18 protein-coding genes and 1 tRNA gene are annotated in these 19,266 nt (G+C 61.1%); 8 read left to right on the top strand and 11 right to left on the bottom strand.

Annotated elements, in window-relative coordinates; all coding sequences use genetic code 11:
• Positions 1-100 precede the first annotated feature (100 nt).
• A complete protein-coding gene (locus tag BN60_RS30765) occupies positions 101-274 on the bottom strand; it encodes a GFA family protein (protein ID WP_215905889.1) in 174 nt (57 codons plus the stop codon).
• A 577-nt stretch (positions 275-851) separates the two neighbouring features.
• Here BN60_RS30765 and BN60_RS07855 point away from each other — a divergent pair.
• Positions 852-1,679 (top strand): hypothetical protein, encoded by an 828-nt coding sequence (locus BN60_RS07855; protein ID WP_245539817.1) that lies wholly within the window; start codon positions 852-854, stop codon positions 1,677-1,679.
• 89 nt (positions 1,680-1,768) lie between these two features.
• The gene (locus BN60_RS07850; RefSeq protein ID WP_148283354.1) at positions 1,769-2,344 is read left to right on the top strand and encodes a hypothetical protein; all 576 of its coding nucleotides are present in this window, start codon (positions 1,769-1,771) and stop codon (positions 2,342-2,344) included.
• 17 nt (positions 2,345-2,361) lie between these two features.
• Here BN60_RS07850 and BN60_RS28710 read toward each other — a convergent pair whose 3' ends face one another.
• From BN60_RS28710 to BN60_RS07830, 4 genes are all read right to left on the bottom strand, one after another.
• Positions 2,362-3,618 (bottom strand): HEPN/Toprim-associated domain-containing protein, encoded by a 1,257-nt coding sequence (locus tag BN60_RS28710; protein WP_020695467.1) that lies wholly within the window; start codon positions 3,616-3,618, stop codon positions 2,362-2,364.
• Between the two features lie 41 nt (positions 3,619-3,659).
• On the bottom strand, positions 3,660-5,210 hold the full coding sequence (guaA, locus tag BN60_RS07840) for a glutamine-hydrolyzing GMP synthase (protein ID WP_020695466.1): 1,551 nt from the start codon (positions 5,208-5,210) through the stop codon (positions 3,660-3,662).
• Positions 5,211-5,291: 81 nt separating this feature from the next.
• Positions 5,292-5,858 (bottom strand): GNAT family N-acetyltransferase, encoded by a 567-nt coding sequence (locus BN60_RS07835; protein WP_020695465.1) that lies wholly within the window; start codon positions 5,856-5,858, stop codon positions 5,292-5,294.
• A complete protein-coding gene (locus BN60_RS07830) occupies positions 5,855-7,285 on the bottom strand; it encodes an RsmB/NOP family class I SAM-dependent RNA methyltransferase (RefSeq protein WP_020695464.1) in 1,431 nt (476 codons plus the stop codon). Before BN60_RS07830 ends, BN60_RS07835 begins: the two co-directional genes overlap by 4 nt.
• 125 nt (positions 7,286-7,410) lie before the next feature.
• Here BN60_RS07830 and BN60_RS07825 point away from each other — a divergent pair, with 125 nt between their 5' ends.
• The gene (locus BN60_RS07825) at positions 7,411-8,442 is read left to right on the top strand and encodes an SGNH/GDSL hydrolase family protein (RefSeq protein WP_020695463.1); all 1,032 of its coding nucleotides are present in this window, start codon (positions 7,411-7,413) and stop codon (positions 8,440-8,442) included.
• On the opposite strand, the gene guaB is transcribed toward BN60_RS07825, so the two are convergent.
• From guaB to BN60_RS07805, 4 genes are all read right to left on the bottom strand, one after another.
• The gene (guaB, locus tag BN60_RS07820) at positions 8,424-9,887 is read right to left on the bottom strand and encodes an IMP dehydrogenase (RefSeq protein WP_020695462.1); all 1,464 of its coding nucleotides are present in this window, start codon (positions 9,885-9,887) and stop codon (positions 8,424-8,426) included. The genes BN60_RS07825 and guaB overlap by 19 nt on opposite strands.
• A 143-nt stretch (positions 9,888-10,030) precedes the next feature.
• Positions 10,031-11,569 carry an SGNH/GDSL hydrolase family protein gene (locus BN60_RS07815; RefSeq protein WP_020695461.1) on the bottom strand — a complete coding sequence of 513 codons (1,539 nt, stop codon included), beginning with the start codon at positions 11,567-11,569 and terminating at the stop codon, positions 10,031-10,033.
• Positions 11,570-11,639: 70 nt separating this feature from the next.
• Positions 11,640-12,359, bottom strand: a complete 720-nt coding sequence (locus BN60_RS07810; RefSeq protein ID WP_020695460.1) for an RlmE family RNA methyltransferase — start codon at positions 12,357-12,359, stop codon at positions 11,640-11,642.
• 2 nt (positions 12,360-12,361) lie between these two features.
• On the bottom strand, positions 12,362-13,429 hold the full coding sequence (locus tag BN60_RS07805; protein WP_020695459.1) for a Ppx/GppA phosphatase family protein: 1,068 nt from the start codon (positions 13,427-13,429) through the stop codon (positions 12,362-12,364).
• Between the two features lie 117 nt (positions 13,430-13,546).
• On the opposite strand from BN60_RS07805, the gene BN60_RS07800 reads away from it, so the two are divergent.
• Both BN60_RS07800 and BN60_RS07795 read left to right on the top strand, forming a co-directional pair.
• A tRNA-Gln gene (locus BN60_RS07800) sits at positions 13,547-13,620 on the top strand.
• Positions 13,621-13,731: 111 nt separating this feature from the next.
• Positions 13,732-13,938 (top strand): hypothetical protein, encoded by a 207-nt coding sequence (locus BN60_RS07795; RefSeq protein ID WP_020695458.1) that lies wholly within the window; start codon positions 13,732-13,734, stop codon positions 13,936-13,938.
• Positions 13,939-14,265: 327 nt separating this feature from the next.
• Here the strand turns inward: BN60_RS07795 and BN60_RS07790 are convergent, their stop codons facing one another.
• Together BN60_RS07790 and BN60_RS30290 are read right to left on the bottom strand one after the other, a co-directional pair.
• A complete protein-coding gene (locus BN60_RS07790; protein WP_020695457.1) occupies positions 14,266-14,583 on the bottom strand; it encodes a hypothetical protein in 318 nt (105 codons plus the stop codon).
• Positions 14,584-14,926: 343 nt separating this feature from the next.
• Positions 14,927-16,570: a hypothetical protein gene (locus BN60_RS30290; protein ID WP_148283353.1), complete on the bottom strand. Its 1,644-nt coding sequence runs from the start codon at positions 16,568-16,570 to the stop codon at positions 14,927-14,929.
• A gap of 153 nt (positions 16,571-16,723) precedes the next feature.
• Between BN60_RS30290 and BN60_RS07780 the strand changes: the two genes are divergently transcribed.
• Genes BN60_RS07780 through BN60_RS07770 form a run of 3 tightly spaced genes read left to right on the top strand, consistent with a single transcriptional unit; the run spans position 16,724 to position 19,092 of the window.
• Positions 16,724-17,194: a hypothetical protein gene (locus BN60_RS07780; protein WP_148283352.1), complete on the top strand. Its 471-nt coding sequence runs from the start codon at positions 16,724-16,726 to the stop codon at positions 17,192-17,194.
• Positions 17,191-18,780: a phage terminase large subunit gene (gene terL, locus BN60_RS07775; protein ID WP_020695454.1), complete on the top strand. Its 1,590-nt coding sequence runs from the start codon at positions 17,191-17,193 to the stop codon at positions 18,778-18,780. Before BN60_RS07780 ends, terL begins: the two co-directional genes overlap by 4 nt.
• 39 nt (positions 18,781-18,819) lie before the next feature.
• Positions 18,820-19,092, top strand: coding sequence for a hypothetical protein (locus tag BN60_RS07770; protein WP_020695453.1), 273 nt, complete (start codon positions 18,820-18,822; stop codon positions 19,090-19,092).
• Positions 19,093-19,266: the final 174 nt, after the last annotated feature.

The raw sequence follows: 19,266 nt of genomic DNA, 5'->3' as shown, positions 1-19,266 counted from the left end.
TGTCCCCGCCCCAGGGCCCCAAAACACCTCGTGCTCCGACCGCCGGCGGCGCTTCGGACCGGCCCACAGCGCGCCGGGGTAGGCTTTCGGCGGCTTCAGCTTATCGCTGCGGTAGGGCACTCAGGCGAGTCATCGAGGAAGACGTGGCGAGCGGGTCGCGACCTGTGCCGCTCTCGAACAGCGCGCGCGGTACGTTGATCATCTCCGGCGAGCGCTCCCGCTCGTAGCAGACGGGCGTGCCGCAGTTGGCGCAGAAGCCGAGCACATCGCCCACTTCGTCCTCGAACCGTGTGATCGCATTCGCGCTTTGGCGACGCAAAATCGGCTACGCCAGCTCCCGACATAAGTCGCGTGGGCTGCGCCATGCACGTATCGGCTTTTGCGGGAGTGATCGTGCCAAGAGTAGCGAGCGGGAACGCCGATTTCGATCTGGGCCTTCCCGCACCGGCAGCGGCCGGCGGCCATGCTTTTTGTTTCAAGAGAGATCCTTGCAATTGGGCGAAGATTACCTGTCCTTCGCCGGATGACCGCCATGGTTGGTCGTTCCCACTCGACCGTCTCTCGATATCAACAGGCCCGAGCTTCGCGACTTGCGATCATGGTTGAATCGCGTAACCTTGTACTCGGCTGATCCGGCCATGCCGTCCACAAAGGCGAAGCTCGAGGGCAGGAAGTTCATAATCAATCCGTCCGAACCCCTTCAAGGTGTGCGGGCCTAGTGGACACGCCTATGCAAGCACCGCCGGAGTGGTTCGATGCGAATCCCATACTCTGACATTGCGTGTCCCAAGCAAGCTGCCAAACAGCTCGCTCGCTTCTCCCCCCATGTAAGGTTGTCAGCAGCCCAAGAGGTGCTGGCGCGTAAGCTTGGCTATCGCAATTGGCACGAACTCGAAGTTAGCACCCGGGTATCGGCAGCACCTGTTCCCCGGCACATGCCAAATGAGGATGCATTGCACTTTGTACTCGGGATATCCGATGCACTCGGCCTGCCCGATGCCGATGTGCAGTACGTGATTTCCAAATCGCGTCTAGTTCGAAATTCGCCATGGTCGATGGATGATCAACTGTCCATCCGATCCGCTATCTGGCGTCAACGTCTATTCGGACCGCCCAAACGTGGAAAGCCTGGGACAGTGGTTAGAGACAGGGCACATGGCGCAAACACGCCTGCCTATCTTAAGCAAGCTGGACGCCCCACCCATGTTCTCTTTGACACAGGATTAGGCATACGCGCCGACTTCGAGGTTGTTACGCCGCGCACAGCATTGGCTGACTTCGTTCCATCACGACTTTGGCTACCCTATGGGTATTGGACACTGAAGGACGGTTCAGAAGTCATCTTCGCTCGGGACTATCTTCCCATGTGGCGGATCGCAGAAGGTGTAGTCGAACGATTGACTCCCTGGCTCTGGATCAACGGCATCATCGATGAGTTTTTCTTCGCTGAGGCCGCCGCAACGGTTGCATGGGCACGCGGGTCCGCCCGTCAACTCGCACTGAACCACCTCTCAAAGCACCGAATATTTGAATTGCCCAAGCTCGTGGATGTTATGCCTCATCTTTTTGAGGCCGACGTCGAGACAGTCGGAGATAGCGTCAGCCGATTGCAGCAAGCGAGTGGCGTGGGGCACGTTCCTCCGTATGCTCAACTCAATACTCTTTTGGCTCTGGACTAAACTCGCGTCGCGCACAGATTCGATTGAAGATCGCGTCCAGTCGTTTCTATGTCTTGCTGGATTAAACTTGGCCGAAGGACGTTTCTCGCGTGGAAAACCCATATCATCGAACGAGTATCAAACCGCACTACCTGGATCGAAGCCTTGCGCAGACCATGTGCTTTGACATCTTCAACATCCTCTCTGCTAGTCGCGAGCTTGCGAGTGAATTTGAAATGTCTGAAAGCGGAGATGGCGATATCCGCACGTCATCTAACTTCAAACTTCATCACCTGCTTGCAGAATCACGTCTATCTCAGCTCTTGCTACAGCTCGCGGTGTTCGTTCGCACGTTCGATGATGTTCTCTCGATTGGAGAACATTCCGAACCATACGCAAAGCACTCCGCCGCAACACAAGGAGAGAACTACATCGGCACACTAGACGGAGGAGACCTAAGGCTGAGGGAGGCATGCAACAAGATCATCCACGCCGAGGATTTTCGGCCGGTGTACGACCATTCTGTTCGGGAGGACAACGACGGCGTCGAGCAGCGTGCTTGGTACTTAACAGATGAAATAGAACTGACTGGAACCTCTTACGGGAAGCATTGGGAGGCAACGCTTAATACTTCTAACTTTCTTGAAATCGTGCTTGATCGCATTGCTTTCTCGCCCGCTGGCTAGTCCCCGCGCTCGCCGGATCAATCACCGCTCTCCCAATTCTTTGCGACCTCCATTTCGCGCATGCATGTGGCGCTATTTGTAATCGTCTCCAATATCGCCTCTAAACCCGCGTAGTTGTAAGCGGACGCGCGAATTCTCTGTTCCAAAAATTCTTTCATGTAGCGCGTCTTGCGCTCCAACTCGCCATGATAAGTTTCAGTTTTAGCGTTGTAGCCGGTCCATCGCACTCGCGCATTCGCATCTAAGTCAAGATAGCATTCAATGGCCGCGCCCCTTCCATTTATGTTTGCCTTGTGCACACCAGCTGGCCCAATCGTTTCGAACGTTGAGAACGATGGAAGATCTGGCAGTTTGAGTATCGACATGTTCGAGGGGACATTTAGCTCTCTGCATCTCTTGTAGTTCGCGATTCCTTCTGCATCGTTGTCGAAAACTACGAGAACTTTGTTTTGCACCGAAATGCTGATGAGGCCTTGTACAAAGCGAAATAGGTTTCCCGTTCCAGAAAACGGATAACCCTCTTCCATATCAACGAAGTCGAAAAAATCCGCGATGTGTGGCCGCAGTATATTTAAAGCCTGACGTAGAATAGCGGCGTCTGAGCTGCCTTCGGTTACGATGAGAAAGCGATTCGCGGGATCGAGCCGGCGCACGAAGTCACTACGCTTAGCGTATCCTCCAGTATCGATGTCGCTAAAGGCCCATTGCACCGGCAAGTCTTTGGTCAGGTCATTGCGCGACAACAGTTGCAGAATTGTGTAGGCGCTTAAGTTTTCCATCGCTTCGGAAACTGAGTGCATTTCGTAGCGGTCTGATTCGAGATGATCATGAAGACCAATGCGAGGAGCGATCTCGCGACGGAAAAATTTTCCAAAGTCCTCGCCGCCTTCACCGTAGTTGACTGAAAGCACGTTGACGTCTACCTCGGCCAGTGCACTCTGCAGTTGCTGAAAACGGAAAAGAGTTCGATCAAAACCGTTCAAGGCAGCCAAGAAGTCAAATTCTCGCTCACATTGCTGACTAGTGTGACCAAGCAGATTCAATCGATCGATAACCAATGAAAGCGGTTTCGAGAGACCTTCTTTCAGCTCGATGATTGGCTTCCATTTCGGATCGCCCTCGAAGTCCGTGCCGTCGGCTTCACCGGCATAGTAGTAGGGCACCTGCGTGACATCATCCTCGGCCTGAAACAATGCAGAGTGATCACGAAATCCTTCGTTCTTACCCCAATCGATCTCCAGCCGGCCAACGGCCAAGTGAATCATGGAGCCCATGGCAACTTACACTTGGGAATTCCAAACCGTCGGACTCACGCCTACTCCCACTCAATCGTCCCCGGCGGCTTGCTCGTGATGTCGTACGTCACCCGGTTCACCCCCCGCACCTCGTTGATGATGCGATTGGCGACGCGGCCGAGGAAGGCGTGGTCGAAGGGGTAGTAGTCGGCGGTCATGCCGTCGGTCGAGGTGACGGCTCTGAGCGCACAGGCCTGGTCGTAGGTGCGGCCGTCGCCCATCACGCCGACGGTGCGCACTGGCAGCAGGACGGCGAAGGCCTGCCAGATCTCGTCGTAGAGGCCGGCCTTGCGGATCTCGTCGAGATAGACGGCGTCGACCCTGCGCAGGAGATCGAGCTTCTCCTTGGTGATGTCGCCGGGGATGCGGATGGCGAGGCCCGGTCCCGGGAACGGATGGCGGTTCACCAGATCGGCCGGCAGGCCGAGTTCGCGGCCGAGCGCCCTCACCTCGTCCTTGAACAGCTCGCGCAGCGGCTCCACCAGCTTCATGTTCATGCGCGCCGGCAGGCCACCGACATTGTGGTGGCTCTTGATCGTGACTGAAGGCCCGCCGGTGAAGGACACCGACTCGATCACGTCGGGATAGAGCGTGCCCTGCGCCAGGAACTCCGCGCCGCCGATCTTCTTGGCCTCGGCCTCGAACACGTCGATGAACAGCGCGCCGATGGTCTTGCGCTTCTTCTCCGGGTCGGTGACGCCCTCGAGCGCCTTCAGGAATTCCTTGGAGGCGTCGGCGTGGATCAGCGGGATGTTGTAGTGGTCGCGGAACAGGCGCACGACCTCTTCGCCTTCGTTGAGGCGCAGCAGGCCGTGATCGACGAACACGCACTGGAGCTGGTCGCCGATCGCCTCGTGCAGCAGCACGGCGACCACCGAGGAGTCGACGCCGCCACTGAGGCCGCAGATCACCTTGCCCTTGCCCACCTGGGCGCGGACCTGGGCGATGGCGCGCTCGCGGAACGCCGCCATCGTCCAGTCGCCTTTGGCGCCGGCAATGTTCAGGGCGAAGTTGCGCAGGAGCTTGGCGCCGTCGGGCGTATGCACGACCTCGGGATGGAACTGGACGCCGTAATAGCCGCGGCTCTCGTCGGCGATGGCGGCAAAGGGCGCGTTCTCGCTGGTGGCGACGACCGAAAAGCCGGCCGGCAGCTTGGTCACGCGGTCGCCGTGGCTCATCCAGACCTGCTTGCGGTCGCCCGGCTGCCAGACGCCGTCGAACAGGCGGGTCGAGGCCTTGATCTCGACCTCGGCGCGGCCGAACTCGCGGTGGTGGCCGCCTTCGACCGAGCCGCCCAGCTCCTTGGCCATGGTCTGCTCGCCGTAGCAGATGCCGAGGACCGGCACCTTGGCGGTGAAGATGGCGGGATGGGCGGTCGGCGACTGACCCTCGGTGACCGAGGCCGGGCCGCCCGACAGGATGATCCCCCGCGGATCGAAGGCTTTGATTTTCGCGTCGTCGACTGCCTGGAAAGGCAGGATTTCGCAGTAGACCCCGGCCTCACGCACGCGCCGGGCAATCAGCTGGGTAACCTGGGAACCGAAATCAACGATCAGCAAACGGTCGGTCATGGGGCGATATAAGCGCGAGGGGCCGCCACAGCAACCATTTGTCGGTGTGGATGGTTGGTGTGCCTGATTGGTGTGCCTGCTTCAGGCGTCGTCGGCCAGCCGGCGGCGGACCAGCGGGACATCGAGATTACGCCAGGCATAGGCGATTTCCTCGACATCGACGCCGGACAGGGTGTCGATGCGCTCGCCCACCCGTTCGCCGCCCAGCCCCTCGTAGAAGAAGCGCGTCGGGTTCTCGGCCAGCATCCAGAGGACGGCGGTATCGCAGCGGTCGGTCTTGAGCTGGCGGAACAGGGCGGCCAGCAACTGCCGGCCGAGTCCCAGGTTCTGGAAATCGGGCTCGACGTAGAGCGTGTAGACCTCGCCGACCTTGATCTCGCGGCCGTCGAGGCCCTCGGGCGGATCGCGCATCGGGCCGCAACTGCCGAAGCCCACGACGCCCGCTTCCTGGTCGTCGGCCACGAAGACGCCGCGCGCCTCGCCGGGATCGGCCAGGAGCTGCGACCACCAGGCCGACTGACGCACGTCCGACATCGCCACCAGCATCGCGTCCGGCAGCAGGCCGGCATAGGTCGCCTGCCAGGTCTCGACATGGACCCGTCCGATCGCCGCGGCGTCGGCACGCGCGGCGCGGCGGATGCGGATCACGCGCCCTCCTCGACGCCAGGTTCCTGCTGGATCGGCGCTTCGGGCGTCGGTTCTTCCCGCGTCGGCTCTTCCTGCGAGGGCGCTTCCTGCGATGCGGTTTCCTTCGCCGGCTCCTTGCGCACCAGGGTCGCGGCAAAGAAGCCATCGGTGCCGTGCTTCAGCGGCGAGAGCCGCAGGAAGCGCGCGCCTTCGAGATCGGCCGGCGGTTCGGTCGGCAGCACGTCCCGCCAGATCGCCGTCACCGGCACCGCCTCGAAATCGGGATGGCGTTCGAGGAAGGCGTCGATCTGGTGTTCGTTCTCCGCCGGCAGCACCGAACACGTCGCGTAGATCAGCCCACCGCCCGGCTTCACCAACCGGGCCGCGGCGTCGAGGATCGCCGCCTGCTTGGGCAACAGCTCCTCCAGATCCTTCGGCTGCAGGGTCCAGCGTCCGTCGGGATTGCGCCGCCACGTGCCCGTTCCGGTGCAGGGCGCATCGACCAGCACGCGATCGAAGGCACCGGCCTGGCGCTTCAGCCACTTGCGATTGTCGGCATCGATGGCGCGGCGTTCGACGTTATGGGCGCCGGCGCGGCGCAGGCGCTGCGCCGAACGGTCGAGCCGCGTCTCCAGCACGTCCATCGCGACGACGCGGCCCTTGTTGTTCATGCCCGCCGCCATGGCCAGCGTCTTGCCGCCGGCGCCGGCGCAATAGTCGGCGATCTGCATGCCGGGCTGGGCATCGACCAGCGCCGCGACGAGCTGCGAGCCCTCGTCCTGGATCTCGACCAAGCCGTTCTGGAAGGCGTCTCCCGCAACGACCGACAGGCGCTTGCGCAGCCGCAGGCCGTTCGCCGCGTAGCGCATCGGCTCGGTATCGATACCTTCGCGGGCCAGAGCCTCGCGCGCTTCCTCGACGCTTGCCTTGAGACGGTTGACGCGCAGGTCGACCGGCGGCGGCGTTTCGAGGGCGGCGATCTCGCGGCCCCAGGCGTCGCCGTAGGCTTCCTTGAGATGCGGCGCCACCCACTCCTGCACGTTGAGCCGCACCCAGTCGGGCTGCTCGGGATGAGGCAGCGAGTGGCCTTCCATCTGACGCAGCGCACGATATTCCGCCTCGTCGAGCATCGAGGGCCGATAGCGGCCGCCGTCGAAGATCGCCTCGAGGTCGCGCATGCCCATGCCCTCGACCAGCATCAGGTCTGCCGCGACGATGGCGCGGCCACCGCGATCGGGATGGCGCGTGCGTTCGAGCCACCAGGTGAGCTGGCCGTAGCGGCGCAGGATTCCCCAGGCGCGTTCCGACACGGCACGCCGGTCGCCGCCGCCGATGAAGCGGCGCGCGCGGAAGAAAGCATTGGCGACGAGATCGGCCGGTCGCTCGGATCGGCTGACGATTTCGTCGAGGAGTTCTATGGTGGCGGCAACCCGCGCGCCTGGTGTCACGTCCGTTTTTCCTTTCAAAGCATGCCGCTACGATGAATACGCCCGACGCGCAACGTCCCCGCCCGCCGCAGCCGGGGCCGCCCTCGACGCCAAGGGCCCGTTCCAGCCTTCCAGGCCGGATCACGATGGTCCTGGTCGCAATCCTGGTGGGCTTCGGCCTGCTCGAACTGGGCCTGCGTGCCTGGTCCTGGGACTACCTCTTTTCCTGGCCGAACTTCGTGCTCGATGCACGCACGGTCCTGGCCGGGCGCGACTCCAATCGCTACATCCACGATGACCGGCTGGGCTACCTGCCCCGCGCAGGCTATGCCGCGCCGGGCATCACCATCGAAGCCGGCGGCCTGCGCCATACGGGTGCACCACCGGCCGGCAGTCCGGCGCCCATTCTCGCCGTGGGCGATTCGTTCACCTTCGGCGACGAGGTGAACGACGCCGAAACCTGGCCTTCGCAACTCCAGCGCCTCATCGGCCGGCAGGTTCTCAATGCCGGCGTGAGCGGCTACGGCTTCGACCAGATCGTGCTGAGGGCGGAAGCACTGGTGCCCTTCTACCGGCCCGAGGCCGTGGTCGTGGCCTTCATCGCCGACGACATTCGCCGCACCGAAATGCGCCGCCTGTGGAGCGCCGACAAGCCCTACTTCGATATCGACGGCGACTCGGCCACCTTGCGCAATGTGCCGGTGCCGCCGCGCGCCGATCCCCGGACCACCCTCACCTTCTGGCAGCGGACGCTGGGCTACTCGCTTTTGTTCGACTTCGTGCTGCGCCGCCTCGACCTGCTGCACAACTGGTTCGGCGACCATGTCCGCGTGCATCCTGCCGGCACCGGCGAGCGCATCGCCTGTGCGCTGACAGAGCGGCTGGCCGACGTGCAGAAAACCAACGGGGCGCCCGTCTTGCTGGTCGCGGAGTACGACCCCGTCGTGTGGGACAACCCGGCCTTCGCCGCCGAACAACGCCGGCTCACCTCGGGCCTGCTGGCCTGTGCGCGCAGAAACGGGCTGGCGACGCTCGACAGCTACGACGCGATGGCAGCCACGCCGAACCCCCGCCAGCTCTATGTGCTGTGGCACATGAACGAGGCCGGCAACGCCCTGATCGCCCAGACGATCAGGAACGCGCTCGACAAAATCTCAGGTCACATGCCGCCGCGGTAGTTCGGCGCTTCGCGCATGATCTCGACATCGTGCACGTGGCTCTCGCGCAGGCCGGAGCCGGTGATGCGCAGGAACTGGCAGTTCTTCTGCATGTCCTTGATGGTGCCGTTGCCGGTGTAGCCCATCGCGGCGCGCAGGCCGCCGACGAGCTGGTGCAGGATGTTGCCCACGGCGCCCTTGTAGGGCACCCGGCCTTCGATGCCTTCGGGCACCAGCTTCAAGGTGCTCTGCACTTCCTGCTGGAAGTAGCGGTCGGCCGAGCCGCGCGCCATCGCGCCGATCGACCCCATGCCGCGGTACGACTTGTAGGAACGGCCCTGGTAGAGGATCACCTCGCCCGGCGCTTCGTCGGTGCCGGCCAGCAGCGAGCCGATCATGGCGCAGTCCGCACCCGCGGCAATCGCCTTGGCGAGGTCGCCGGAGTACTTGATGCCGCCATCGCCGATCGCGGGAACCCCCGCGGCGTGGCAGGCCTCGGCCGCCTCGATGATGGCGGTGAGCTGCGGCACGCCGACGCCGGCCACCATGCGTGTCGTGCAGATCGAGCCCGGCCCGATGCCAATCTTGACAGCGTCAGCACCAGCATCGATCAGCGCCTGCGCGCCTTCGCGGGTGGCGACGTTGCCGGCCATGATCTGGGTGTAGTTGCTGAGCTTCTTCACCCTGGTCACGGCTTCGAGTACGCCGCGCGAATGGCCGTGCGCGGTGTCGACCACGATCACGTCGACCTCGGCGTCGATCAGGAGCTGGGCGCGGCGCAGCCCGTCCTCGCCTACGCCGGTCGCCGCGGCGGTGCGCAGGCGGCCCTTCTCGTCCTTGCTGGCACCGGGGAACTTGTTGGCCTTCTCGATGTCCTTGACCGTGATCAGGCCGATGCAGCGGTAGGCGTCGTCGACGACCAGGAGCTTCTCGATCCGGTACTGGTGCAGCAGGCGCTTGGCCTCTTCCCTGGTGGCCCCCTCGCGGACAGTGACCAGCTTGTCCTTGGTCATCAGCGCATGGACCGGCGTGTTGCTGTCGGTCGCAAAGCGCACGTCGCGGTTGGTCAGGATGCCCACCAGCTTGCCGTTGCCGCGCTCGACCACGGGAATGCCCGAGATCTGATGGGTTTCCATCAACGCCAAGGCGTCGGCCAGCTTCTGCTCGGGGTGGATGGTGACCGGGTTCACCACCATGCCGCTCTCGAACTTCTTGACCTTGCGCACCTCGTTGGCCTGCGCCTCGGCGTCGAGGTTCTTGTGGATGACGCCGATGCCGCCGGCCTGCGCCATCGCAATCGCCATGGCAGCCTCGGTAACCGTATCCATGGCCGAGGACATCAAGGGGATGTTGAGTTCGATGGTCCGGGTGAGGCGCGTCCGCGTATCGGTCTGGCCGGGCAAGACTGCCGAGGCGGCGGGCTTCAGGAGGACGTCATCGAAGGTGAGCGCTTCCTGAATCTGCATGCCAACCTCCAAATGGAGAAAAGAAAACGGCGGCCCTCGGGAGAGGGCCGCCGGGTTGGCGAGCCTTTATACACACTGCCGCGCCCAAGCCAAGTCCGGCAGCGCGGGTCCGTTATGCACAGGAACCCCTACGCCGGACCGGCCTATTGGTCCCCGACGGGCCGCTCGACGTCGGGTGCGTTGCTGCAATCGAAGGTGATCTTGCGCGGCGCCACGGCGAAAGGAGCTTGCGCCACGCCCATCTCGGCCGCCTGTTTTGGCCATTCGCCCAGCGCCAGCTTCTTTTCAATAAGAGGAACCAGCTGCAGGAACATGATCCAGGCCCTGAGCTTCACACCGGCCGGCGTGTTGTGGAAGGCGTCGCTGAACAGCTCCGGATCGTGCGGCATCCAGCCCGCGACGTCGATGAACGGCAGCTTGTGCTCGGCGGCATACTTCTCGAACACGAGGTTCTCGAACTTCGTCATCCGTTCGAGATCCCGGTAACGATACGGATACAGACGCACGTTCAGCCCCTCGACCAGCGGCTTGTGCCGGTTGGCATCGAGCTGGAGCCCGTCCTTGGCCAGCCAGCTGAACGACGAAACGGCAAGCTCGCCCCCCGCCTTGGTCACGTCCTCGCGAATCGAGTCGAGGTTGCGCAGGATCCCGCTGAGGTTGACCGGCAGGTCGCCCCGCGACAGGTCCGGATTCTTCTCGTCGACACCGGCAGGCCAGGTGAGCTGATAGTCGGGCTTCGGCCATTCACCACCATCGGTGACCGCTTCCAGCCGCCGTGCCAGCGCCGAATGCTTGGCGGCCTCGCGCAACCAGCGTGCCAGCTTGCCGGCCGGCTGCGGCACGCCCTTGGGCACTTCCTTTACCACCGTGGAGAGATCGAGTTCGTTGCCGCCTTCGTAGTAGACGACGAGGTCCGGCCGGAGCGGCGCCACCTCGGTCTTCACGACGGCGGCGATATCGGCCGATTGCAGGCTCTCGCGGCCGGCATTCAGCACCTCGAAACGGACGTCGAGCTGCTTCGCCGCCGCCCAGCGGTTCAGCCAGTTCTGGATGTACTCGGGCCCCGAATAAGGATAGCCGTGCACCTCCGCCGTGGTCGACGCGCCGACGAATACGATCCGGATCGTCTTGGGCTGACGCGCTGCCTGGACCGGCGGGCCGCGCCACCCCAGTTCGTTGGTGACGAGGCCGCGCGGCGTCGTGACGTTGGGCAAGAAACGGAACACCGGCCGTGCCTTGCCATCGGGCGGATCGTAGACCCAGAGCTGGCCCGGCGCGCCCTTGAGATACCAGTGCTTGCAGACGTCATCGCCAACAAATACCGAGTTCCATGCCTTGAACATGTCCCAGTCTTCGAAGCGATGCTTGCCAGTCTTGGCGCCGCCCTGGGCGGTACCACTGACGATCGCCCTTTCGAGGTCGATCCATTCCTGTGGCGCCTTGGTGCGGTTGGGCAACGGCGGCGGATCGCTGGCGTAGAGTGTCGGGGTGGCACCGTCGGCCTTGGGAAGATTGCCGAGATGGTTGGCCGTCGTATCGGTGCCTTCGGTACCGCCTACGGGAGGCAGATCTGCTGCGAACCACGGAAGACCGTCAATCATCCGCGTCGCCAGTTCGGCAAAAGCCACGCAGACCACGACTGACATCGCGGTCAGCAGCACACTACCCAGAAACTTCTTCATTGCTCACGCCCAGCACAAACCATTGCAGCGGCCTTCTATACTGTGGTGACGGCCCCCGATCCTCGGGCAATCAGCCGCGGAAGCCCGTGCCGACGACATACATTTCCGCTGAATCGGCCCGGCTTGCCTCGGGCTTCACGTGCCGCACCTTGGTGAAATCCTTCTTGAGCAGGTCGAGCAGGGTCCGTTCCGTACCGCCGCGCAGCACCTTGGCGACGAACGTGCCGCCGGGCTTCAGGATCTGCCGTGCGAAGTCATGGGCGGCTTCTGCCAGGCCCATGATGCGCAGATGGTCGACCTGAGTCTCGCCTGTGGCAGCAGCAGCCATGTCGCTCAACACGACGTCGGCCGGCCCGCCCAGAAGCGCCGTCAACTCGGCCGGCGCATCCTCGTCGTAGAAATCCTTGGCCAGCACCGTGGCACCGGCGACCGGCTCGACAGGCGTGATGTCGATGCCCACCACGACGCCAACGCCCTTCCCCGCCTTTGCCCCAGCCTTCACGCGCTCGACGGCGACCTGGGTCCAGCCGCCAGGGGCTGCCCCAAGATCGACGACGCGGGCACCGGGCTTCAGGAACCGAAACTGGTCGTCGAGCTGCAGCAGCTTGAAGGCCGCGCGCGAGCGATAGCCGCGCTTCTTGGCTTCGGCGACATAGGGATCGTTGAGCTGGCGCTGCAGCCAGCGTTGCGAGGAGGTGGTGCGGCCGCGTGCCGTCTTCACGCGCACCGTGGCGCGCCGGCCGGTCGGCTTGCTCCCGGTGGGGCGGCCGCCGCTGGAATCACGGGCCATGCTCAGTTGTCCCGTCGGCAGAGAGGGTCGGCTTCCCGATCGGCCTGACGCATGAGATCCATCAACACGCCCTCGCGCAGGCCGCGGTCGGCCACGCGGACCGTCGGCGCGGCCCACTGCCGGCACACCGCTTCGAGGATCGCGCCACCGGCCAGGGCCAGGTCGGCACGATCGTCGCCAATGCAGGGCAAATGGGTAAGCTGGTTCACCGACATCACCGAAAGCTCGTCGCAAATACGCAGGATTTGATCGCGGCTGATTCGCGAGCCGTCGACCATGGTGCGGTTATAGCGCTTCAGGCCCAGGTGATGCGCGCTCACTGTCGTCACAGTGCCCGAGGCCCCAACCATCTGGACTTCACCTCGGGCGATGGCAGGGCCGATTTGATACTTGGCGCAGAATTGCCGGAGGTCGGCGCGAATACGCTCGACCATGTCGTCGTAGCAGGCGCGAGTCAGCGGCCGCTCGCGCGGCTGACCGCTGGTGCAGGCTTCGGTGAGGGTAACGACGCCCCACGGCACGGATGTCATGCCGATCAGCTCGGTCGCGACGCCGCCCTGCCGGTCGTTGCGCGGCTTTACGTGGACCCAGCTCACTTCCGTCGATCCACCGCCGATGTCGATCAGCAGGCCGAAAGGAACCGCCGGATCGAGCAGGTTTTCGCAGCTTGCGAGCGCCAACCGTGCTTCCTCGGCCGGCGCAATGACCTCGAAGCGCAGGCCGGTGCGCTCCATCACCATGCCCAGGAAGTCCTCGCCGTTGCAGGCACGACGGCAGGCTTCCGTGGCGATATGACGGGCGCGCGTCACGCTGTTGCGTTCGATCTTGGCCGCGCAGACGCCCAGCGCATGCAACGTGCGCTCAATGGCATCGCCGCACAGCGTCCCGTTCAGCGCCACCCCTTCGCCCAGGCGAACCGGGCGGGAATAGGCATCGATCACCTCGAAACCCTCGACCGATGCCCTGGCCACCAGAAGCCGGCAATTGTTGGTGCCGAGATCTATGGCGGCAAAAGTGTGCGCGAACCGACCGCTGTGCCAGCCTCCCTGTGGCTTGGAATCCCCGGCCATCAAAAACTCTTTCTTTGGCCGAATGGTAACTTATGAAACGCCCGGGAGCGAGCGCCGCTTGCCATTTCGGCCGGTCATCGCTAAATCGTGCGCCCGACCCGCCCGTCACCGGGCCGTTGGGGGATAGTTTAACGGTAGAACAACCGGCTCTGACCCGGTTAGTCTAGGTTCGAATCCTGGTCCCCCAGCCATCCGCCAGAAAGCCCCATTTTCGGGGCTTTTTTCATGGCTGTTCTACAGAATGTTCTACGATTTGTTCTACGCTTGACAGATTGTCGCAGGCGGTCTGAAAGGATAGCCAGATGGCTTGGGAAACGATCCACGAGAACCTGAAATGTCCGAAGTGCGGTGCGCTCGGCACGTTCACCTATAAGGAGGGCGATTCCCCCTACATGGGCGGACGGATGTCTGACGCTGAGACGACGCCGGGCTTCACTATCACCAAGGACACCGGCTACGGACACTCGACCAAGATCAGTTGTGATGAGTGCAAAGTCGAAGTGAACTAGCTTCCGACCTAATCCGATCAGGGATTCGACCGCCGTAGGATTTCTACCGCAGTACCCACAGGGAGGATGCCGTCGTCTGGGCTGTGGGCGGATGGCGACGCGAATCGCCATCCCACGGGGACCTTCAGCAGTGAGCGCAGTCCCAGCCTCACGAGGGCTCGCCGCAACAGTGTGCCGGACCCGTATCGCCGTGGACCATGCTGGGCTTACCCCTCCGCAGGCAGACACGAACGACTGAGACACCCGGTAGTAACCCCTGCGACCTCACACTTCGGCGCTCAACCTCGCGGCTGAACCACCACAGCGATCTATTTACGGGTTACGGGACTACCGCTTGCCCTGCCCCAGCAAGAGCGAATAGGTCGTCGCGAGTTCCATTGTCGCGATCTTGGTTGCCTTCCGGTGCTTGGTCAGATCGGCCTCGATTTGCTCGCGCTGATCCGGAGTGAGGTCCGAGGGAAGCACTGAGCGGTCGGGGACAAGTTCAGGCACATCGCCCGCAGCCAGCATCTTCAAGCTCTTCAGCACGAGCGGGTTCCGCTTGTCCTCCCAGCCCAGAAGTAATGCCACGATGGAATGCAGGGCTTCGTTCTTCGCGTGCAACTGATCCAGCTTGGCGGTCAGTTCTTCAATTCGTTTGTCCATTCTGTCCCCCCAAGCCCTTTACCGCCGTGCGGCCCGTGCGGTCGCAACGGGATTATCCTACTGTCGCCACACCGCTGATCGCTACCAGTCCCTGATGCTACTTCACTTCTCTGCAAGTTCAGGCGGCCACACGATTTTGCGCCCGCGGTCCCGGATCACGTATCGGCGATCTGCCCGGAGCCTTGTGCCGTCTGGGAGTCGCAGCTCCCCTGCGTACAGGATAGCTTGCTCTAGATCGTCGAACTTCGCCAATGGTGTGGCGCTATCCTCGATACTCATGAGCCAATAGGGCTTGCCCGGTTGTCCCTCGACGCCTGACATGCTGCCCCACAACCACTGAGATTCAGTTTGTCTTCCAATTTGGAAGATGTGTCGGCATGTGACCGATCACAACAACCTGCTCTTCGTCATCCCAGAAAAAATACACTCGGAACATGTTTCGCGGATCAGTGCCGCCCCCATACTTAAGATGTCGGTCACAGGCTTGCTTTCCACTGCCATAGGGAACCCAATATTGAGAGAACGCCTTGATGTCGTTTGGCTGACTAAAACACGCGCTCTCTTCTAACCGAAGCTCTCTGCATCGAGCCTCAAATGCCTCTCGTGTTATTTCAGCATTGCCGCGACGCATGGGGACATAAAAGTCCTTGAGCAATAGAAGAGCCTCTTGAAACGCACTGAGGTCTCGAAAATTACCGTTCTTCACAGTTTCACGGATCGCGCGCGGCAATACAATTATCGAACCAGAAAGATGCGTGTCTACCCATTCGCCAATATCGTCATAGCTTTCCAAAGGCGTAATAGCTTCAGTGCCTTTCTGTTTCAGAGCATGCTCTAGCCACTCAATTCTACTACGAAGCTTCTCATTCTGGTCTCGGGCCGCGTGGAGTTTGGCTTCTGCTTCATTCTTCTCCGCTGCAGCTTCGTCTAGTAACTGTTGCGAAGCTGCCGCATCTTCAGCGGCCTGTGCCTCGATAGCTTTAATCTGCTCAGCCAAGTCTGCCTTTATGTCTTCCGCCGTCGCCGTAGAAGACACATGTCGCGAGGCTTCAGAAACTAGCGATGCCCGTCGCACTTGCTCAAAGCGTAGAGCGCTTACGTCCGCGTCAGGTCGTGTAAAGGTGCCTTGGAGCACCGACCGCACTATGCGGTCCAACAACTGCGCTTCGCTGATACCGTGCCGCCAAAGAAACAATTCATGGTCAAATGGATTGCTCTCATCGAAGCTCAATCCCGGCTTACAATGTCGAACTGCTCCATTGTATACGGAGAATGCTCGCCCTACGTCCTTCGTGAGTTGCCGACTTACGTTTGGTGTGATTACGGCGACATGAGCAGCACCGCAAAGTTGACTCGCTAAGTCGTCGGCATCGAGTAGTGACGTGCCGTGCTCATTCTGTGATATCAAGATGAGGCTGGCCTGTCGGCGCTTGTCCTCAAGAAAATCGAGAAGCCCCAAATAGCCGTCGGTTGTCTCTGCAACTATCGTTGGCCGATTGCTCAGTAGACGGCCATCGAGATAAGCAACTCTTCGATCCGCAAGCTGCTTAACGATTCCCGGAATGCTTGGGGTAAAGGCCCGATCCTCACCTCGCGTTACATTGGTCAACCGCGCGCCGAATCGCATTGTGGTTTGATTACGACCAACCGATATCTCAGTAAGCCAAGTTCGCTGAGGCACGGTCTTGTCATGGAAGTCCAAGCGTGCCGCCCAAACCGAAGCATCTTCTCCAGCTATTCTTGCCGCTGCTGCCCAATGTGCCCCTTCGGCATCAGTCAGATCGAAGGGCTCACCGGAAAACGCATTACTGGGAATTCTCGCGTTGGCTCTCTTGGCGATCCACGCAACACACTCTGAAATCGCCTGAACAAAGGCGTCAGAGCCGACTAGCTCCAGTGAGACTTGCGATACAGGGCGAACAATAGGCCGTTTCGCTTTATGCGGCGTCGCCACAGGCGCAAGTGCGACGCTGAAATCGGTTGCCATCAGTAGGTCTCAATCGCGATTAAAACGCATCTAGCTTACCACCATATCGGCGTATGGCTAGTCTGAGTACGAACTGGTGGCGGTGGCGCCTCTCCCATCACGCCCTCCCCCGCTTCGCTCTTATCGATTGAGCCTACGCCGATAAATATCGGCATGTCAGTCCGTAAACACGAATACAATCTTATGAATCGCGACCCTATCAAGGTCGCCGAACTCCAAGAAGTCATCGATGAGATGTGGTCGAACGAGATCGCAGAATTTCGCGCGCTCGCAAAGCCACATCGGAGCCCGTTCAAGATCGATGTGAAGCGTCGGGATGCCGGAGAAGTATGGCTGGCCGAAGCGGCGAAGTCGGACAATGCAGGGCTAGCCCGGGACAATCGCAAAGCAGCGAAGCTCCGTCTGCTTACGATGATGATGGATTTGATGATCCAGCCCCGTCAGAAGGCAGAACTGGCTGAGGCCGATGACGAACACGCCAAGCGAGTTCGACTTGCCGAAGAACTCCTAGAAGCAGTGGAAGGTCGCCAGAAAGTACCCGAACTCAAGACACTCCGAAAGATCACCAACGATGATGTGAATATCCCCCACGCTGTAGGGAGCGACCCGGACGAACCTGAATGAGCGTCCGGAAGAAGGCCGCGGCCAAACCCGCTCTCGAACGGCTCGTAGACTTTCCGACTTTCCTGCGGATGTGGAATTTGCATCTCGGGCAGTCCACTCCGGAGCTTCATGTTCGGATGGCCCGATGGCTCGAAGCCACCGAAGGCAAACCCACCCGGCTTCTGATGTGCTTTCGAGAGGCTGCGAAGAGCTGGCTGATCTCGCTGTTCATCGCATGGTCCCTCTATCGGGACCCGAATCGAAGCTTCATCATGCTGAGCGCTAGCCAGACGCTAGCCAACAAGAATGCTGGATTCGTGCGGGGGATGATCGAGAACCACCCGCTCTGCCAGCATCTCGTACCTCCGGGAAAGATGGATGAGCTTTGGAGGCGGACCAGCTTCACAGTGGTCCGCTCGAAGACGCTGCCGAATCCCTCGGTACAGGCACTATCCCTTAAGGGCGACATCGTCGGACTGCACGCCGATCTGATATTCGCAGATGATCTTGAGACACTGGAGGGTTCGAGAACCGAAGAAGGTCGTGACCTCATTCGGACCCGACGTTCCCAGCTTCGTTCAATCGCGCCGAAAATCACCTATATCGGTACGCCTCATGCCGGTGCTGCAAGCATGTACAAGCCCATGCTGGAAGACGCTGAGAACATCGAGGCAATGGTCGTCCCGATTCTCACCGAGGACGAGGACAACGTCTTCTACGCGTGGCCGGAAATGCGTGGTTCGGAGTATATCGCCAATCTCCGGACCGGAGCCGATGCAATTCCGGATTCCGAGTGGGAATCCCAATTCCTCCTGAGGTTCGTCGATATGAATGCGGGCGGTCTTCAGATCGACCTCGCCCATGAGTATTCTGATCCCCTACTTTCCCAGAATATCACCCGGGGTTGGTCGGGACGCGCTGGGGACGATGATTGGGGTTCGACCAGAACTGAGGCGAAGATCGGTCAGTTCGACATCGTCGATGCCCTCGCGGCGTGGGACCCCTCAAAGGCCCAGAAGAAGTCAGACGATTCTGTGGCGGCCATTGTGGCCCGCTCAAAGGATGACCGTACGTTCCTCCACCACATTTCGAAGTTACCGGCTATCGATCACGAGGGATGGAAACCTCAGATTCGAGCGATCCTCAGAATTATGAAGGGCTACGGCATCACGAAGATCGTAGTCGAGACCAACGTGAACCCAGCGATGGGTGCGGAAATTCGAATGATCGCCGAAGACCGCTCAGAGCCGGACACCCACATTCCGGGAATCGTTGTGATCGAGAAGGACAACAAGCTCCCCAAGGAGGTTCGCATTCGGGCCAGCTTGGAGCGGTACATCAATCGGGCTCGGTTTCACATTCACAGCTCCATCCGGAATACCAAATTCATCGAACAGTGCCGGGACTTCCCGCACAACTTGATCGGGAAGCGGAAGAACGACTGGATCGATGCGGCTGCGTTCGGGATTCTACATCTCCGGCAGCTTCCCGCCGGAGTGGTCATCGATGGGAATTTTGATCGTCGAACCCGGGGAGTGCAGTCCTCGACTGCAGGTCGTGCCCATGGGAGTGCCCTCGAACGGCTTCGGGCTGGCCGACGCAGGTAAATACGAGACGGGGTTGACCCGGTTCTGAGGGTTTAACCTGTGTTCGAGCGTTTGAAGGGACTACTTGAGGAGGCCAAGAATTTCAGCCTCACGAGATTCGTCATCATGACAGTGTGTGGGTTCGCGATCTGGCTGATGCTGATCTTCACCCTCGAATTTACGAACGTGATCAACATCGATGCGACCTGTGGTGATCGCTGCATCGAGCTAATCCGAGAGATCAGCACTCCGTTGAAGCCAGCCAAGGCAGCCGGGATCGACCTCCATTCACCCACTACTCCGATCCAAGTCAGAGTTACGTTTCTGCCCTAGTCTGGCGCGTCCCGACATCTGGTCGCCTTTAAGGCACATTGAACCGGCTCAGTCGGCTTACATTGAGTCGTATACAAGTTCCGATTTGAATCAAAATTGCGAATTTCCTCTTCAAATCTGTATACGTTTAAGTGTCCCCCGTTCCGACTCATGCCGGGATCGGTACAACCGAAG

Origin of the sequence: Reyranella massiliensis 521 (assembly GCF_000312425.1) — a bacterium.
GTDB classification, from domain to species: Bacteria; Pseudomonadota; Alphaproteobacteria; order Reyranellales; family Reyranellaceae; genus Reyranella; species Reyranella massiliensis.
This window is presented reverse-complemented; position numbering and strand designations above follow the sequence as displayed.

Excerpts from the sequence above, each read along its gene's own strand:
- BN60_RS28710 (WP_020695467.1), bottom strand. The coding sequence starts at position 3,618 with ATGGGCTCCATGATTCACTTGGCCGTTGGCCGGCTGGAGATCGATTGG.
- BN60_RS07780 (WP_148283352.1), top strand. The coding sequence starts at position 16,724 with ATGTCAGTCCGTAAACACGAATACAATCTTATGAATCGCGACCCTATC.
- BN60_RS07805 (WP_020695459.1), bottom strand. The coding sequence starts at position 13,429 with ATGGCCGGGGATTCCAAGCCACAGGGAGGCTGGCACAGCGGTCGGTTC.
- terL (WP_020695454.1), top strand. The coding sequence starts at position 17,191 with ATGAGCGTCCGGAAGAAGGCCGCGGCCAAACCCGCTCTCGAACGGCTC.
- BN60_RS07815 (WP_020695461.1), bottom strand. The coding sequence starts at position 11,569 with ATGAAGAAGTTTCTGGGTAGTGTGCTGCTGACCGCGATGTCAGTCGTG.
- BN60_RS07825 (WP_020695463.1), top strand. The coding sequence starts at position 7,411 with ATGGTCCTGGTCGCAATCCTGGTGGGCTTCGGCCTGCTCGAACTGGGC.
- guaB (WP_020695462.1), bottom strand. The coding sequence starts at position 9,887 with ATGCAGATTCAGGAAGCGCTCACCTTCGATGACGTCCTCCTGAAGCCC.
- BN60_RS07790 (WP_020695457.1), bottom strand. The coding sequence starts at position 14,583 with ATGGACAAACGAATTGAAGAACTGACCGCCAAGCTGGATCAGTTGCAC.
- BN60_RS07810 (WP_020695460.1), bottom strand. The coding sequence starts at position 12,359 with ATGGCCCGTGATTCCAGCGGCGGCCGCCCCACCGGGAGCAAGCCGACC.
- BN60_RS07795 (WP_020695458.1), top strand. The coding sequence starts at position 13,732 with ATGGCTTGGGAAACGATCCACGAGAACCTGAAATGTCCGAAGTGCGGT.
- guaA (WP_020695466.1), bottom strand. The coding sequence starts at position 5,210 with ATGACCGACCGTTTGCTGATCGTTGATTTCGGTTCCCAGGTTACCCAG.
- BN60_RS30290 (WP_148283353.1), bottom strand. The coding sequence starts at position 16,570 with ATGGCAACCGATTTCAGCGTCGCACTTGCGCCTGTGGCGACGCCGCAT.